Here is a 14,667-nt window from a genome sequence, read left to right as displayed (position 1 = left end):
TTCGCCGCCGATTGGGTTATACTCGCGAGCTTTTCCACAGCTTTTCTCGCGAGTGTTTCCCCCATGGAAATCAACCCGATCGTCACCAGCATCAAGGACCTCTCCAGCCGCACCGAGACCATTCGGGGGTATCTTTGACTACGATCTGAAGAAGGATCGTCTGGTCGAAGTCGAGCGCGAGCTCGAAGACCCCGCTGTCTGGAACAAGCCCGAGTACGCCCAGAATCTTGGCCGCGAGCGCGCCCTGCTGGCCCAGGTGGTCGGTACCCTGGACGAGTTGAACGGCGGCCTGGCCGATGCCACCGACCTGCTGGAAATGGCTGCCGAAGAGGAAGACCAGGGCGCCGTCGATGACGTGGCGGCCGAGGTGGAGCGCCTGCGCGGCATCCTCGAGAAGCTGGAATTCCGCCGCATGTTCAGCGGCGAGATGGACCCGAACAACTGCTACCTGGACATCCAGGCCGGCTCCGGCGGCACCGAGGCCCAGGACTGGGCCAACATGCTGCTGCGCATGTACCTGCGCTGGGCCGACCAGCACGGCTTCAGCGCCGAGATCGTCGAATTGTCCGAAGGCGAGGTCGCCGGCATCAAGGGCGCCACCGTGCACATCAAGGGCGAATACGCCTTCGGCTGGCTGCGCACCGAGATTGGCGTGCACCGCCTGGTGCGCAAGAGTCCCTTCGACTCGGGCAACCGTCGCCACACCTCGTTCACGGCAGTGTTCGTCTCGCCCGAGATCGATGACAACATCGACATCGAGATCAACCCCTCGGATCTGCGCGTCGACACCTACCGCTCCTCGGGCGCCGGCGGTCAGCACGTCAACACCACCGACTCCGCGGTGCGGATCACCCACGTGCCCACCAACACCGTGGTGGCCTGCCAGAACGAACGCTCCCAGCACGCCAACAAGGACACCGCCATGAAGATGCTGCGGGCCAAGTTGTACGAGCTGGAGATGCAGAAGCGCAACGCCGCGTCCCAGGCTCTGGAAGACTCCAAGTCCGATATCGGCTGGGGCCACCAGATCCGCTCCTATGTGCTCGACGCCTCGCGGATCAAGGATCTGCGCACCGGCGTGGAACGCAGCGACTGCGACAAGGTGCTCGACGGCGATCTGGACGAATACCTCGAAGCCAGCCTCAAGCAGGGCGTTTAATCCATCATTTCCTATAGGAGCGGCTCATAGCCGCGATAGAGCTCTATCGCGGCTATGAGCCGCTCCTACGGTCAGCACCCCAGGTAAACAGCAGACATGAGCGAACAACCCCTAGATCCCCAAGCCCAGGAACAGGAAGACAACAAGCTGATCGCCCAGCGCAAGGAAAAGCTTTCCGCGCTGCGCGACCAGCAGGCCATTCCCTTCCCCAACGACTTCCGCCGCGACAGCCTGGCCGGTGACCTGCAGCAGCAGTACGCCGACAAGACCAAGGAAGAGCTGGAAGCCGCAGGCATCAAGGTCAAGGTGGCCGGGCGCATCATGCTCAACCGCGGCGCCTTCATGGTGCTGCAGGACACCAGCGGGCGCATCCAGGTCTACGTCGACCGCAAGACCCTGCCGGCGGCAACCCTGGAAGCGGTCAAGAGCTGGGACCTGGGCGACATCATCGCCACCGAAGGCACCCTGGCCCGTTCCGGCAAGGGCGATCTCTATGTCAACATGAGCGACGTGCGCCTGCTGACCAAGTCGCTGCGCCCGCTGCCCGACAAGCACCATGGCCTGACCGACACCGAGCTGCGCTATCGCCAGCGCTATGTCGATCTGATCGTCAACGAGGAGGTCCGCCAGACCTTCCGCGTACGCTCCCAGGTCATCGCCCACATCCGCCGCTTCCTCATGGAGCGGGGTTTCCTCGAAGTCGAAACCCCCATGCTGCAGACCATTCCCGGCGGCGCGGCGGCAAAGCCCTTCGAGACCCACCACAACGCCCTGGACCTGGCCATGTTCCTGCGCATCGCGCCGGAGCTGTACCTCAAGCGCCTGGTGGTCGGTGGCTTCGAGAAGGTCTTCGAGATCAACCGCAACTTCCGCAACGAAGGCGTCTCCACCCGGCACAACCCCGAGTTCACCATGCTCGAGTTCTACCAGGCCTACGCCGACTACCACGACAACATGGACCTCACCGAGGAACTGTTCCGCGAACTGGCCATGGCCGTGCTCGGCAGCACCGACGTGCCCTATGGCGACAAGGTCTTCCACTTCGGCGAGCCCTTCGTGCGCCTGTCGGTGTACGACTCCATCCTCAAGTACAACCCGGACATCACCGCGGCAGACCTGCAGGACGTCGAGAAGGCCCGCGCCATCGCCAAGCGGGCCGGCGCCAAGGTGCTCGGCCACGAAGGCCTGGGCAAGCTGCAGGTGATGATTTTCGAGGAGCTGGTGGAGAGCAAGCTGGAGCAGCCGCACTTCATCACCGAGTATCCCTTCGAGGTCTCGCCGCTGGCGCGTCGCAACGACGACAACCCCAGCGTCACCGACCGCTTCGAGCTGTTCATCGGCGGCCGCGAGATCGCCAATGCCTACTCGGAGCTCAACGACGCCGAAGACCAGGCCGAGCGCTTCATGCTGCAGGTCCAGGAAAAGGACGCCGGTGACGACGAGGCCATGCACTACGACGCCGACTTCATCAACGCCCTGGAATACGGCATGCCGCCCACCGCCGGCGAAGGCATCGGCATCGACCGCCTGGTCATGCTGCTGACCAATTCGCCGTCGATCCGCGATGTCATCCTCTTCCCGCACATGCGTCCGCAATAAGAGTGGCGCCCCGTTCGGGGCGTCGCTCCGGCTGCCGCCGACCGGGGCTCTGTCATCAAAGGTTCATCCGGACCTGCTAAGAGCCTGTTCAGAGTCTAGCGAGCTAGAGCCAAACAAGGCGAAAAGGGCTGAGGAAGCGGAATTTACGAAGGGTAAATGAGCATTCCGAGGGCGTTTTCAACGCTGTTTGGCCGACGCGCAGCAGACTTTGAACAGGCTCTTAAAGAGCCCTGATGTCGCGTCCCTTTGCAGGTAGCCATGACCAATACGTTGATCCCCTTGCATCCAGCCGCTGAACGGCTGGGGCTGCTCTACGCCTACCATTTCACCTCGGGCCAGCCGGGCCGGGCCCTGACCATGGCGCCGGAAGATCCCTGGGAGGCGGAAGAGGGCGGTTTTCGCTGGCTGCACTTCAACCTGGCCCACGCCGCCGCCGAACGCTGGATGCGCGAGCACCTGGGGTTGCCCGAGGAGTTCTTCGAATCCCTGCACGCCGGTTCCCATTCGACCCGGCTGGAACCGGCCGACGACACCCTGCTCGGGGTGGTGAACGACGTGACCCTCGCCTACGGCCAGGTCTCGGTGGACGTCGCCACCCTCTGGGCCTGCGCCCGCCCGGGACTGCTGGTGACCGCCCGCGCCCAGCCACTGCGCTCGGTGGATCGCCTGCGCCATGCGGTACGCCGCGGCGAGGGCTTCGGCTCGACCCTGGAACTGCTGGTGCATCTCCTGCGCGACCAGGCCGATGTGCTGACCGGCATCATTCGCGACACCACCGTCAAGGTAGATGCTATCGAGGATCGTCTGCTGTCCCAGCGGCTGTCCGCCAGTCGCGCCGAATTGGGCAGCCTGAGACGCGCCCTGGTGCGGCTGCAGCGATTGCTGGCCCTGGAGCCGGGCTCCTTGCTGCGGCTGCTCAACCGGCCGCCGGCCTGGCTGCGGCGCGACGACATCCAGACCCTGCGCGAGGCGACCGAGGAATTCGACCGGGTGCTGGACGACCTCGCCGCCCTGGTGGAGCGGCTCAAGCTGCTGCAGGAAGAGATCGCCGCCGCCTCCGCCGAGCAGACCAATCGCACCCTGTTCACCCTGACCCTGGTCACGGTGCTGGCCCTGCCGATCAACATCATCGCCGGCTTCTTCGGCATGAACGTCGGCGGCATCCCGCTCTCCGACTCGCCCCACGGTTTCTGGATCCTGGTGGCGCTGGTGGCGACCTTCACAGTGCTGGCCGGCAGCCTGGCCTTTCGCAAGCGCGGTGACTGACCGGCTGCGTGCAACCCCCGGGCGTGCGTCGCGGTCTTTAGTGCGGTGCTTCAGAAGTTGACTGCACAATTTTGGCGGCGCTTTTTGCTCCTGGACGTTGTTGCCACTCCTCGCCATAGCCCTGCTATGACTCGTCGCGGCGCCTAGCCCAAGAGGAAAAATCACTCGCCAACTCTTGCGCGAACCGCTGTAGCACCACACTAGGCAGCCTCCCACTGGAGACCACGATGGACTTCAAGGACTACTACGAGGTGCTCGGCGTCGCCCCCGACGTCGACGACAAGACCCTCAAGACCGCCTATCGCAAGCTGGCGCGCAAGTACCACCCCGATGTGAGCAAGGAGGCCGAGGCCGAGGCCCGCTTCAAGGAGGTGGCCGAGGCCTATGACGTCCTGCGCGATCCGCACAAGCGGGCGGAATACGACCAGATACGCCTCTACCAGCAGCAGGGCGAACGCTTCCAGGTGCCGCCGGACTGGCAGCCGGGTTCCGGCGCCGACTACAGCGATCCCCAGGCCGGTTTCGGCGAGGACTATTCCGACTTCTTCGAGTCCCTGTTTGGCGCCGCCGGGCGTTCCCCGCACGGCGGCTTCGCCCACCGGGGCCGTGACATCGAACTGGAGCTGCCGCTGTTTCTCGAAGAGAGCCAGGCCGGCAGCACCAAGCCGCTGAGTTTCAGTCTGCCGCAACGGGATGAACTGGGCCGCCGCGTGGGTGAGACCACCAAGACGCTCAATGTCAAGATTCCCGCCGGCAGCGTCGACGGCGAACGCATCCGCCTCAAAGGTCAGGGCGAGCCGGGGCTCGGCGGTGCCGAGGCGGGAGACCTCTATCTGGTCATCCGCCTGGTTCCTCATCCGCTGTTCGACGTGGACGGCCAGGATCTGGTGGTCAGTGTACCGCTCGCCCCCTGGGAAGCCGCGTTGGGCGCCAGGGTGCAGGTGCCGACGCTGGATGGGCAGATCATGCTCAGTATCCCGCCCGGCAGCCAGAATGGTGCGCGGTTGCGGGTGCGCGGCAAGGGCCTGGCCGGCAAGGCCGGGCAGGGCGATCTGCATGCCCTGCTCAAGGTGGTGATGCCGCCTCAAGGCGACGAAGAAACCCAGGCGCTGTGGCGCCAACTGGCCGAGCGGGCGGCCTTCGATCCCCGCCGCGACTGGAGGAGAGTCTGATGAGCAGTCTGATCGTCCTGCAGGAATTCTGCGTGCTCTGCGAGGTAAGCGAGCCGGTGGTGGTGGAGATCGTCGAGCATGGCATCCTGGCGCCACAGCGGGGCAAGCGCCCGTCCGAGTGGCACTTCGATACCGGCGCCCTGCACCGCGCCCGTCGCGCCGTGCGCCTGAGGCGCGAACTGGAACTGGACTGGCCCGCCACCGCCCTGGCCCTGCACCTGCTGGACGAGGTGGAAGAGCTGCGCCGCGAGAACCGGCGCCTGCGGCGGCGCCTGGAGCGCTTCGCCGGTGAGCTGCGAGACGTGGGCGCCGATTCGTAGGGTGGAAAACCGCGCAGCGTTTTCCACGCGCCTTGCCCCTTCGCAGGACAGCGGAAAAGGCTACGCCGTTTTCCACGCTACATCAGGAGTTCGACAGCCATGCCCAGCCATATCCTCGACCACCGCATTCTCGGCGAATCCCTGCAGGCGGTGGAGATCGGTCTCGATCCCGGCGAGACTGTGATCGCCGAGGCCGGTGCCATGACCTACATGGAGGCCGACATCGACTTCACCGCGCGCATGGGCGACGGCTCCGCTGGCTTGCTCGGCAAGCTCTGGGGCGCCGGCAAGCGCATGCTCGGCGGCGAGTCGCTGTTCATGACCCATTTCACCAACGAAGGGCGCGAGAAGCGCCACGTCGCCTTCGCCGCGCCCTATCCGGGACAGGTGATTCCGCTGGACCTCGCCGCCCTGGGCGGCACCCTGTTCTGCCAACGCGATTCCTTTCTCTGCGCCGCCAGGGGCACCCGCATCGGCGTGGCCTTCACCCGGCGCCTGGGCGCCGGCTTCTTCGGTGGCGAGGGCTTCATCCTGCAGCGGCTGGAGGGGGATGGCATGGCCTTCGTGCATGCCGGCGGCACGGTGATCCGCAAGGACCTCAGGGGCGAGACCCTGCGCCTGGACACCGGTTGCCTGGTGGGTTTCACCAGCGGTATCGACTACAACATCAAGCTGGCGGGTGGCCTGCGCAGCATGCTGTTCGGCGGCGAAGGCCTGGTGCTGGCGACCCTGAGCGGCCACGGTACCGTGTGGATCCAGACCTTGCCCTTTTCCCGGCTAGCCGGCCGGGTCCAGGCCGCGGCCGGCGGCGTCACCGGTGAACGCCGCGCCGGTGGCGACTGATCCGTTCGGCCCACCCCGGGCATGCCCGGCGGTGGCTCAGCTGCCCAGCTGACGGCGAAACTGGCTGGGTGGTACGCCCTGGGCCTGGCGGAAGCGCCGGGAAAAGTAGGCTTCATCGGCGAAGCCGCAGCGCATGGCGATCTCGCCCACCGAGAGTTCGGTGTCCAGCAGCAGGCTCCTGGCCAGGTGCATGCGGCGCTCCAGCACCAGTTCGCTGAAGGTCTTGCCGGTTTCCTTGCGCAGCCAGTGCGACAGGTAGTTTGGCGACAGGAAGCTGGCTGCCGCCACGGTCTTCAGGTCCAGTTCTGGATCGGCAAGATGATGGCGTACGTACTCGGTCATCCGTGCCAGGGCGTTGCGGCGGTTGCGTCGGGTGGCATTGGCCGCAGCGAGCGCCTGCAGGGGATCGGCGTAGGCCCGGCAGACGAGCGCGATGAGTTGCAGCAGACAGCCCTTGAGGTATTCCCGCGTGCCGAAGGGGCGTTCCGCCGCGGCATCCAGAGCCTGCATCCGCTCGAGCAGGGCGAGCACCTCCGCCCAGTCCTGCTCGTCCAGGGCGAAATCCAGCTCGCCCTGGAAACGAAACGGGGCGAGTTCGGGAGCCTGCTGCAGACTGACGTCTTCCAGGTCCAGAGGCGAGCAGTTCAGGTGGGGCAGCAGGAAGTGCTGGTCGAAGTTCAGCAGCAGCGCCCGGCTACCGGGCTCCGGCGGGATGTGATGCAGCCGATGCGGCAGGACGAAGGCCAGGCTGCGTTCGGCGAAGGGCCGCTCGACGTTGCCGATGCGCTGGCTGCCCGCCGCGCCCAGATTGACCTGTATCTGGAAATACTCGTGGCGATGGGGCAGGGGTTCGCCGGTGGAAAAGGATTTTTCGCGGATATGGAAGTCGGCCTTGGCACTGCGTTGGCGCATGCCAAAAGTGGGAACGCGGGGGGTGGCACGCATCTTTCTCTCCAAAGGCAGGCGCAGGAACGCTGCCGGTAAAGGTGTCGCTGCGCGGGCGCTGGCGATCGTCCAAGTCGATCAATGAACGGCCTTCACTCGATCCGCTCTAGCCCGCGACTCCACTCCCGTCCGGATAGGTGCCGGGGCGCGTAGGGGAATCTGGATTTATCCACGCACTTGATGGCTGACCCCTTCGCCAGGCTTCCCGGACGGTTGTCAAGGTGTAGTCGTACGATAACCTACATCTATTGCAACAGGGGTAACGCCGTTCCGCCGGCGGCCCCGGGAAACCTCCCGCCACGCGCTCTCCAACAATAAAAAGGGGCTCTGGAATGTCGACTCTCTCTACCTCTCCCAAGACGGCCGCCACCGGCGATGCCGCCGCCACCCGGGCACTGCCGACGCGGCGCCGCTGGTTCATGCTGACGTTGCTGCTGGTGGCCACCGTCATCAACTACGTGGACCGGGTGAACATCTCCATCGCCGCGCCCTTCCTGTCCCGTGACCTCGGCCTGGACAAGGTCCAGATGGGCCTGATCTTCTCCGCCTTCGCCTGGACCTACGCCTTCGCCCTGGTGCCCGCCGGTTTCATCGCCGATCGCTTCGGCTCGCGGCTGGTGTACGGCGCTTCCCTGATCACCTGGTCCGCCGCGACAGTGGGGCAGGGCATGGTCAGCGGCTTCGCGTCGCTGTTCGGCCTGCGGCTCGCCGTCGGCGCGCTGGAAGCGCCGGCCTTTCCGGCCAACAGCCGGGCGGTCACGGTGTGGTTCCCGGCGCGCGAGCGCGGCATGGCCAGCAGCATCTACGTCTGTGGCCAGTACCTCGGCACGGCGCTGTTCACCGGGGGCTTGCTGTGGCTCGCCACTCACTACAGCTGGCGCCACGTGTTCTACGTGACCGGCAGCGCCGGCATCCTCTTCGGCCTGGTCTGGCTGTGGCTCTATCGCGATCCGAGCGAATGCAAGAAGGTCAGCCCGGAGGAGCTGGCCTATATCGAAGAAGGCGGCGCCCTGGTCAAGAGCGCGGGCGAGCGTACGCGTTTCGACTGGCGGCAACTGGCTGAACTGCTCAGCTACCGGCAGGTGTGGGCGATCTGCCTGGGCAAGTTCGCCAGCACCTCGGCGTTGTATTTCTTCCTCACCTGGTTCCCTACCTATCTGATGGAGGAACGCCAGATGAGCACCATCAAGGTCGGCATCTTCGCCGTGCTGCCCTTCGTCGGCGCCACCGTGGGCATCCTGCTGGCCGGGGCGGTATCGGACCTGCTGATCCGTCGTGGCTGCTCGCTGTCGTTCGCGCGCAAGCTGCCGTTGGTGGTGGGGTCGGCACTGGGCATGTCCATCGTGTTGGTCAACTTCACCGACTCCAACCTGTTGTGCATCGCCATCCTGACCTGCGCCTTCTTCGCCCAAGGAATCGCCTCGGCGTCCTGGGCGGCGGTTTCGGAGGTGGCACCCAAGGAGCTGATCGGCGTCACTGGCGGCTTCACCAGCCTGGCGGCAAACATCGGCGGGATCGTCACCCCCACGGTGATCGGTTTCATCGTGCAGAACACCGGCAGCTTCGCCTACGCCTTCTGGTTCATCGGCGCGGTGGCCCTGATGGGCACGCTGTCCTACTCCTTCCTGCTCGGTCGGCTGCACCGCATCGAATTGCGCCCGCGCTAAGCGCCTGCGGGTGGGCCTCGTCGAAAGCCGCCACTCCATTCGGGAGCGGCGGCTTTGGTCCGTCGAGGGACCTGGTCCGCGCCGCTCAGGAGCCGTCATTTGTCCAGACGATAGCCGGAAAACTGCAAATCCCCTCGATGACGTTCTCCTAGCATGAGGTCACCCAACCGCTCAGGACGATCCCCATGCTCGTCGATGCCACCCCTTCCCTCGCCTCACCTCTGCCGCCTCTGCCAGCGCCACCGCCGCCTGCAAGCATCGCTATTGCCGGCCATGGCGAGCGCTTCTTCGTCGGCCGGGTGTTCTGCCTGGGGCGCAACTATGGCTGGGACGGGACGCCCGCCGTCCGCGGGGCCACGCCGCTGTATTTCATGAAGCCTGCCAACGCGGTGATGGACGCCCAAGGTGAAGTGCCCTTTCCGCCAGCCACCAGCGAGTTCTGCCATGAGGTGGAACTGGTGGTGGCCATAGGTCGCGGCGGCTTCCGCATCCCGGTGACGACGGCGCTCGAGCACGTCTGGGGCTACGCCGTGGGATTGGACATGACCCGCCGCGACCTGCAGGCCCGAGCCAAGGCCGAGGGCCAGTCCTGGGAGGCGGCCAAGGGCTTCGACGGGGCGGCGCCCATCGGGCCGTTGTTCCCCGTAGCCCAGTGTGGCCATCCCATCCAGGGCGCCATCTGGCTCGCGGTGAACGGCGAGGAGCGGCAGCGCGCCGATCTGGGCGAACTCATCTGGTCGGTGGCCGAGGCTATCAGCCTGCTGTCCGGCTACCTACCGCTGCAGCCCGGCGACCTGCTCATGACCGGTACGCCGCCCGGTGTTGCGCCTCTCGCGGCGGGCGATGTCATCACCGCCGGCATCGCCGGTCTCGGGCGGCTCGATCTGGCGGTCGGCCACCCCCCGCAACCCTGGAATCCTGGAGAACAACAATGAAAGAGACTTCCACCCCGCGCATCGCCCTGGTGACCGGTGCCGGCAGCGGCATCGGCAAGGCCGTAGCCCTGGCCCTACTTGACGCGGGCTTCACAGTGGTGCTCGCCGGGCGGCGCAGTGAGCCGTTGCAGGCGCTGGTCGACCAGGCCCTGGGTCAGGGGCAGCAGGCCCTGGCGATCCTTACCGACGTGCGCGATCCGGCCAGCGTGGAGCGACTTTTCTCCCAAATCGAGCGGGAGCTGGGGCGCCTGGACCTGCTGTTCAACAACGCCGGCGTCAACGCCCCCGCGGTGCCGGTCGACGAGCTGCCGCTGGACAATTGGGACAACGTCCTCGCCACCAACGTCACTGGCGTCTTCCTGTGCGCCCGCGCGGCCTTCGGCCTGATGCGGCGCCAATCGCCCCAGGGCGGGCGGATCATCAACAACGGCTCCATCTCGGCCCACGCCCCGCGGCCGTTCAGCGCGCCCTACACGGTGAGCAAGCATGCGGTGCTGGGACTGACCAAGAGCCTGGCGCTGGATGGTCGGGCCTACGACATCGCCTGTAGCCAGATCGACATCGGCAACGCCCTCACCGAACTGTCGGAGCGCATGACCCGGGGCGTGCGTCAGGCCAACGGCGAGATCGCCGTGGAGCCCATGTGCGACGTCCGGCACGTCGCCGATGCGGTGCGCTACATCGCCGGACTGCCGCTGTCGGCCAACGTCCTGAATCTGACCGTGATGGCGACGAAGATGCCCTTCGTCGGCCGCGGCTGAAACCCGTGGAGGAATTCCTCATGAGCAAACCCGTCATCCTGCAACTCAGCGCCATCCTGATTCCTGCGATCCGCGAGCGCCTCGCCGAGCGCTTCGAGGTACACCGCTACTTCGAGATCGAAGACCAGGCGGCCTTCCTCGTCAGCCACGGTGCCCGTATCCGCGGCGTGGTGACCGGCGGCCATACCGGCATCGCCCGGACACTGCTGGAGCAGTTGCCGGCGGTGGAAGTGATCGCCGTCAATGGGGTCGGTACCGATGCCATCGACCTGGCCTACTGCCGCGACCGCGGTATCAAGGTGGCGGCTACCCTGGGTGCCCTGACCGAGGACGTGGCCGACCTGGCCGTAGGCCTGCTCATCAGCGCCTGTCGCGGACTCATGGAAGGCGACGGCTTCGTTCGCGCGGGCCACTGGGCCAGCAGTCCCACGCCGCTGGCACCGTTGCCGCTGGCGCGCCGCTTCAGCGGCATGCGGGTCGGGATCGTCGGCCTGGGCCGGGTCGGACGGGCGGTGGCCACCCGGGTCGCCGCCTTCGGTTGCCCGGTCGCCTACACCGATCTGCGGCCGATGACCGATGTCGAGCACACCTTCGTTGGTGACCTGGTCGAACTCGCCCGCCAGAGCGATGCCCTGGTGGTCGCCGCAGCGGCGGACCAGGCCAGCGGCATCATCGATGCCCAGGTGCTGGAGGCGTTGGGCCCGGACGGCTTTCTGGTCAACATTGCCCGCGGCAAGCTGGTCGATGAAGCCGCGCTGATCGCCGCCCTGCGCGAAGGGCGGATCGCCGGCGCCGGGCTGGACGTCTTTGTCGACGAGCCGCGGGTACCGGCGGCACTGAGGCAGGATTGGCGGGTAGTGCTGCAACCGCATCGGGCCAGCGCCACGCTGGAAACCCGGACGCGAATGGGCGATATGGTGATCGAGGCCCTGGAGACGGGCCTCGCCGGGGGCGAACCGGTTGGGCGCGTGGCCTGAGTCGGCCTCAGGCCCGCTGCAGGGCGCTCTGGGGCGCCATGCGCTCCAGCCAGTCGCGCCAGCGCACCCGGCTGTCGTGGACCAGCCAGCCGTCCTGGCGGGCGAAGCTTTCCGACAGCCAGAGGCCGCGGGTCGACACCGGCAGGCGCTGGCCGGCGGACAGGGTGTAGAGCTCGCCGGTGGGCTTGCCGTCGTCCAGGGCGACCAGATAGAGGTCCGGGCGCTGGCGCGCCAGGCGCGCCAGCAACTGGCCGTTCTCGATCTTCTCGTCGACGTGGAACAGGCTTGGCGCCTTGCATTCCTTGGGCAGTTCCAGCAGCAGGTCATAGACCAGTTGCAGCGAGGCGGTGGGGGTGTGCACATAGGCGCGGGGGCGCTCCAGCAGCGCCAGGCTGCCGCAGCGCACCGGCCGCGCCGCGCCCGAGCGCGGGGTCAGGCGAAAGGCCACGTCCTCGCGATAGGGCAGGGCCGGGGCATAGGGCGTCGGCAGCCAGGTGTCGGCAAAGCGTCCGGCCAGCCAGCCGCGCGGCGTCTCGATCAGGCACTCCTCGGCCACCTCCTGCACGGCGGTGAGCAGCGGCAGGGCCAGTTCGTGGGTCGGGATGTAACCGGAGATCAGCTTGAGCACCACGTCGCCCCGGTCGGGCCGGCGCTGGCGCACCAGTAGCCAGTGGTCCTGGCCCTGCCAGTTCAGCGTCAGGCGCACCGAGACGCCCAGGTTGGCGAGCTTCGCACTGAAGTGCTGGGCATCGTCGATCTCGATCGGCTTGCGCCGCTCCAGCATCTCGCTGAAATTCAGCGGTTGGCCGAGCGCCTGGTAGGTGAGGCCGTCATGATTGGCCTCGACCGAAAGGGGCAGGGTCTTGAACGCCTTGGGATTGTGGCGGGCGATGAGCTGGGGCATGGCCGACTCCTGTTGTAGTGTGCCGCGGACGCGCCGTCCCGGGCGACCGGGCAGGACGTCCAGCGGACGAAGGCAAGGGTTCAGCGAAACGCTCTGGATCAGGGCCGAGCGGAGATCACTTCGGCCAGGGTACGGACATTATGTGACAGGTGCAGGGGATCGATAGTGCCGACTATCGCACCGCTCACCCCGGGCTCGCCGAATACCCGGGCGAAGCTCGCGCGCACCGGATCCTGGCCGGTACCGAGCACCGCGTGGCCGCTGGCCAGGGCCTTCTTGATCAGGATGCCTTTGCCCTGGGCGGCGGCGGCCCGGATCACCGGGATCTCGGCGTCTTCGTTGAGGTTGAAGGTGACCATGGCGCAATCGCCGGTCTCCAGCGCCTTGAGACCGCCCGCGACGGTCTTGCCGGAAAAGCCGAAGGCGCGGATCAGGCCTTCGCGCTTGAGCTCGGCCAGGGTCTCGTAGCAGCCGCTGTCCTGGAGGATGGCCAGGTCGTTGCCATCGGAATGCACCAGCACTAGGTCCAGCCAGTCGGTCTCCAGCCGGCGCAGGCTGCGTTCCACCGAGCGGCGGGTATGGGCCGGGCTGAAGTCGAAGCTGGACAGGCCATCGGTGAATTCCTCGCCGACCTTGCTGGCGATCACCCAGTGCTGGCGCTGGCCACGCAGCAGCGGACCCAGGCGTTCTTCGCTGCGGCCATAGGCCGGCGCGGTGTCCAGCAGGTTGATGCCCAGCTCGCGGGCCAGGCTGAGCAGATCGGCGGCGCTGCGGTCGTCGGGGATGGTGAAACCGTTGGGGTACTTCACGCCCTGGTCGCGGCCGAACTTGACCGTGCCCAGACCCAGAGGGGAAATCTCGAGACCGGTGCTGCCCAGCGGACGCTGCAGACCGTGCAGGGTGCGCAGGCTCATGGCAGCAGCTCCTCCCAGAAGGGCGCGGCCACCGGTGGGTGCGGATGGGCGGGCAGGGCGGGGTGCTGTCCCGGCGCGATGCCGTCGCGGTCGAGATTCGCCAGGACCCGGTCGGCCAGGTCCGGCGACAGCGCCAGCTTGGTCGGCCAGCCCACCAGCAGGCGGCCTTCCTCGGCCAGGAAGGCGTTGTCCGGGCGCACCAGTCCGGATTGCGCCGGCTCGGCGCGATCCACGCGCAGGGTTGCCCAGCGCGCGCCGTCGAAGTCGATCCAGGGCAGCAGGCGCTGCAATTCCTCGCGCGCCGTGGCGATCTGCGCCGCTGGCTCACGCGCCACGCCTTCGGCCTCGGCCAGGTCGCCGCCCAGGTACCACAGCCACTGGCCGTCGGCGGTGGGGTGGCTAGTGATGGTCACCCGCGGCTTGGGGCCGCCACCCAGACAGTGCGCATAGAGGGGTTTGAGCATGGGGCCCTTGACCACCACCATGTGCAGCGGGCGGCGCTGCATGGCCGGTTGTTTTAGATGGAGCGCCTGGAGCAGCTCGGCCATGCCGGCGCCGGCGGTGAGCACGATGCGGCGGGCGCGGATGGCCTGGCCGTCCACCACCAGACCGGTCAGCTCGCCGTCTTCGCGCAGGGGCTGGAGGTCATGTCCGGCCAACAGGCTGTCGCCGGCCAGTTCGGCCAGGCGTGCGACCAGGCTGGGTACGTCCAGCACCAGCTCGGCCAGGCGATAGACCTTGCCCTTGAAGGCGCGGTCGCGCAGGGCCGGCGGCAGTTCGTCGCCCTTGACCGCATCCACCCGGCCGCGCACTGCCTTGCTGGCGAAGAAGCTGGTGAGGTTGCCGGCCAGACTGCCCGGCGACCAGAGGTAGTGGGCCTCGGAGAGCAGGCGTACACCGGAAAGATCCAGCTCGCCGCTGCCGGCCAGGCTTTCGCGCCAGCGCCGCGGCATGTCGGCGATGGCCTCGGAAGCCCCGGTCAGCATCCCGGTCAGGGCATATTTGGTGCCGCCATGGATAATGCCCTGGGACTTGCCGCTCTGGCCGCCGCCCAGGGCGCCGGTCTCCACCAGCACGGTGGCGTAGCCGGCGCGTCTGAGACGGGCGTTGAGCCAGAGGCCGGCGACGCCGCCGCCGACGATGAGGATATCGGTGGACCAGGGTTGGGACATGAACGGCCTGCTCGGATGATCGGCAAAGGAGTG

General features: G+C 67.0%; 14 protein-coding genes. 10 read left to right on the top strand and 4 right to left on the bottom strand.

From position 1 onward, the window contains the following. Positions 1 to 63 precede the first annotated feature (63 nt). From prfB to AABM56_RS18240, 6 genes are all read left to right on the top strand, one after another. Positions 64 to 1,159 (top strand): peptide chain release factor 2 gene (gene prfB / locus AABM56_RS18265; protein ID WP_133862613.1). Its coding sequence is split into 2 segments (ribosomal slippage): positions 64 to 135 and positions 137 to 1,159, totalling 1,095 coding nucleotides; the frame shifts between segments, so codons are not numbered across the junction. Positions 1,160 to 1,255: 96 nt separating this feature from the next. Further along, positions 1,256 to 2,758 carry a lysine--tRNA ligase gene (gene lysS, locus AABM56_RS18260; protein ID WP_158891302.1) on the top strand — a complete coding sequence of 501 codons (1,503 nt, stop codon included), beginning with the start codon at positions 1,256 to 1,258 and terminating at the stop codon, positions 2,756 to 2,758. 258 nt (positions 2,759 to 3,016) lie between these two features. Further along, positions 3,017 to 4,024, top strand: a complete 1,008-nt coding sequence (locus AABM56_RS18255; protein WP_347883584.1) for a transporter — start codon at positions 3,017 to 3,019, stop codon at positions 4,022 to 4,024. 227 nt (positions 4,025 to 4,251) lie between these two features. Further along, complete coding sequence (gene cbpA, locus AABM56_RS18250) at positions 4,252 to 5,196, top strand: curved DNA-binding protein (RefSeq protein ID WP_347883583.1); 945 nt, start codon at positions 4,252 to 4,254, stop codon at positions 5,194 to 5,196. Beyond that, positions 5,196 to 5,516: a chaperone modulator CbpM gene (locus AABM56_RS18245; protein ID WP_133862609.1), complete on the top strand. Its 321-nt coding sequence runs from the start codon at positions 5,196 to 5,198 to the stop codon at positions 5,514 to 5,516. The genes cbpA and AABM56_RS18245 overlap by 1 nt, the downstream gene beginning before the upstream one ends. A gap of 99 nt (positions 5,517 to 5,615) precedes the next feature. After that, positions 5,616 to 6,359, top strand: a complete 744-nt coding sequence (locus AABM56_RS18240; protein ID WP_187980213.1) for a TIGR00266 family protein — start codon at positions 5,616 to 5,618, stop codon at positions 6,357 to 6,359. A gap of 36 nt (positions 6,360 to 6,395) precedes the next feature. On the opposite strand, the gene AABM56_RS18235 is transcribed toward AABM56_RS18240, so the two are convergent. Further along, positions 6,396 to 7,304, bottom strand: coding sequence for a helix-turn-helix transcriptional regulator (locus AABM56_RS18235; RefSeq protein ID WP_133862607.1), 909 nt, complete (start codon positions 7,302 to 7,304; stop codon positions 6,396 to 6,398). A gap of 332 nt (positions 7,305 to 7,636) precedes the next feature. On the opposite strand from AABM56_RS18235, the gene AABM56_RS18230 reads away from it, so the two are divergent. From AABM56_RS18230 to AABM56_RS18215, 4 genes are all read left to right on the top strand, one after another. Next, entirely contained in the window at positions 7,637 to 8,971 is a 1,335-nt protein-coding gene (locus AABM56_RS18230) for an MFS transporter (RefSeq protein WP_133862606.1), read from the top strand. 185 nt (positions 8,972 to 9,156) lie between these two features. Beyond that, positions 9,157 to 9,906, top strand: a complete 750-nt coding sequence (locus tag AABM56_RS18225) for a fumarylacetoacetate hydrolase family protein (protein WP_263258830.1) — start codon at positions 9,157 to 9,159, stop codon at positions 9,904 to 9,906. Beyond that, positions 9,903 to 10,667, top strand: coding sequence for an SDR family oxidoreductase (locus tag AABM56_RS18220; RefSeq protein ID WP_263258831.1), 765 nt, complete (start codon positions 9,903 to 9,905; stop codon positions 10,665 to 10,667). Before AABM56_RS18225 ends, AABM56_RS18220 begins: the two co-directional genes overlap by 4 nt. Positions 10,668 to 10,687: 20 nt before the next feature. Further along, positions 10,688 to 11,644 carry a 2-hydroxyacid dehydrogenase gene (locus tag AABM56_RS18215; protein ID WP_347883582.1) on the top strand — a complete coding sequence of 319 codons (957 nt, stop codon included), beginning with the start codon at positions 10,688 to 10,690 and terminating at the stop codon, positions 11,642 to 11,644. A 7-nt stretch (positions 11,645 to 11,651) separates the two neighbouring features. Here the strand turns inward: AABM56_RS18215 and AABM56_RS18210 are convergent, their stop codons facing one another. From AABM56_RS18210 to AABM56_RS18200, 3 genes are all read right to left on the bottom strand, one after another. Then, positions 11,652 to 12,548: a metal ABC transporter ATPase gene (locus AABM56_RS18210; protein ID WP_133862602.1), complete on the bottom strand. Its 897-nt coding sequence runs from the start codon at positions 12,546 to 12,548 to the stop codon at positions 11,652 to 11,654. A 98-nt stretch (positions 12,549 to 12,646) separates the two neighbouring features. Continuing rightward, positions 12,647 to 13,462: an aldo/keto reductase gene (locus AABM56_RS18205; protein ID WP_133862601.1), complete on the bottom strand. Its 816-nt coding sequence runs from the start codon at positions 13,460 to 13,462 to the stop codon at positions 12,647 to 12,649. Then, positions 13,459 to 14,634, bottom strand: a complete 1,176-nt coding sequence (locus tag AABM56_RS18200; RefSeq protein WP_347883581.1) for an FAD-dependent oxidoreductase — start codon at positions 14,632 to 14,634, stop codon at positions 13,459 to 13,461. The genes AABM56_RS18205 and AABM56_RS18200 overlap by 4 nt, the downstream gene beginning before the upstream one ends. Between the last annotated feature and the right edge of the window lie 33 nt (positions 14,635 to 14,667).

Source organism: Pseudomonas aestiva (genome assembly GCF_039908605.1).
GTDB lineage: Bacteria > Pseudomonadota > Gammaproteobacteria > Pseudomonadales > Pseudomonadaceae > Chryseomonas > Chryseomonas aestiva.
The sequence above is the reverse complement of the archived record's forward strand: the minus strand, read 5'-3'. Positions and strand labels throughout refer to the sequence as shown.

Excerpts from the sequence above, each read along its gene's own strand:
- cbpA (WP_347883583.1), top strand. The coding sequence starts at position 4,252 with ATGGACTTCAAGGACTACTACGAGGTGCTCGGCGTCGCCCCCGACGTC.
- AABM56_RS18210 (WP_133862602.1), bottom strand. The coding sequence starts at position 12,548 with ATGCCCCAGCTCATCGCCCGCCACAATCCCAAGGCGTTCAAGACCCTG.
- AABM56_RS18245 (WP_133862609.1), top strand. The coding sequence starts at position 5,196 with ATGAGCAGTCTGATCGTCCTGCAGGAATTCTGCGTGCTCTGCGAGGTA.
- AABM56_RS18200 (WP_347883581.1), bottom strand. The coding sequence starts at position 14,634 with ATGTCCCAACCCTGGTCCACCGATATCCTCATCGTCGGCGGCGGCGTC.
- AABM56_RS18205 (WP_133862601.1), bottom strand. The coding sequence starts at position 13,462 with ATGAGCCTGCGCACCCTGCACGGTCTGCAGCGTCCGCTGGGCAGCACC.
- AABM56_RS18240 (WP_187980213.1), top strand. The coding sequence starts at position 5,616 with ATGCCCAGCCATATCCTCGACCACCGCATTCTCGGCGAATCCCTGCAG.
- AABM56_RS18220 (WP_263258831.1), top strand. The coding sequence starts at position 9,903 with ATGAAAGAGACTTCCACCCCGCGCATCGCCCTGGTGACCGGTGCCGGC.
- AABM56_RS18235 (WP_133862607.1), bottom strand. The coding sequence starts at position 7,304 with ATGCGTGCCACCCCCCGCGTTCCCACTTTTGGCATGCGCCAACGCAGT.
- AABM56_RS18215 (WP_347883582.1), top strand. The coding sequence starts at position 10,688 with ATGAGCAAACCCGTCATCCTGCAACTCAGCGCCATCCTGATTCCTGCG.
- AABM56_RS18255 (WP_347883584.1), top strand. The coding sequence starts at position 3,017 with ATGACCAATACGTTGATCCCCTTGCATCCAGCCGCTGAACGGCTGGGG.
- AABM56_RS18225 (WP_263258830.1), top strand. The coding sequence starts at position 9,157 with ATGCTCGTCGATGCCACCCCTTCCCTCGCCTCACCTCTGCCGCCTCTG.
- AABM56_RS18230 (WP_133862606.1), top strand. The coding sequence starts at position 7,637 with ATGTCGACTCTCTCTACCTCTCCCAAGACGGCCGCCACCGGCGATGCC.
- lysS (WP_158891302.1), top strand. The coding sequence starts at position 1,256 with ATGAGCGAACAACCCCTAGATCCCCAAGCCCAGGAACAGGAAGACAAC.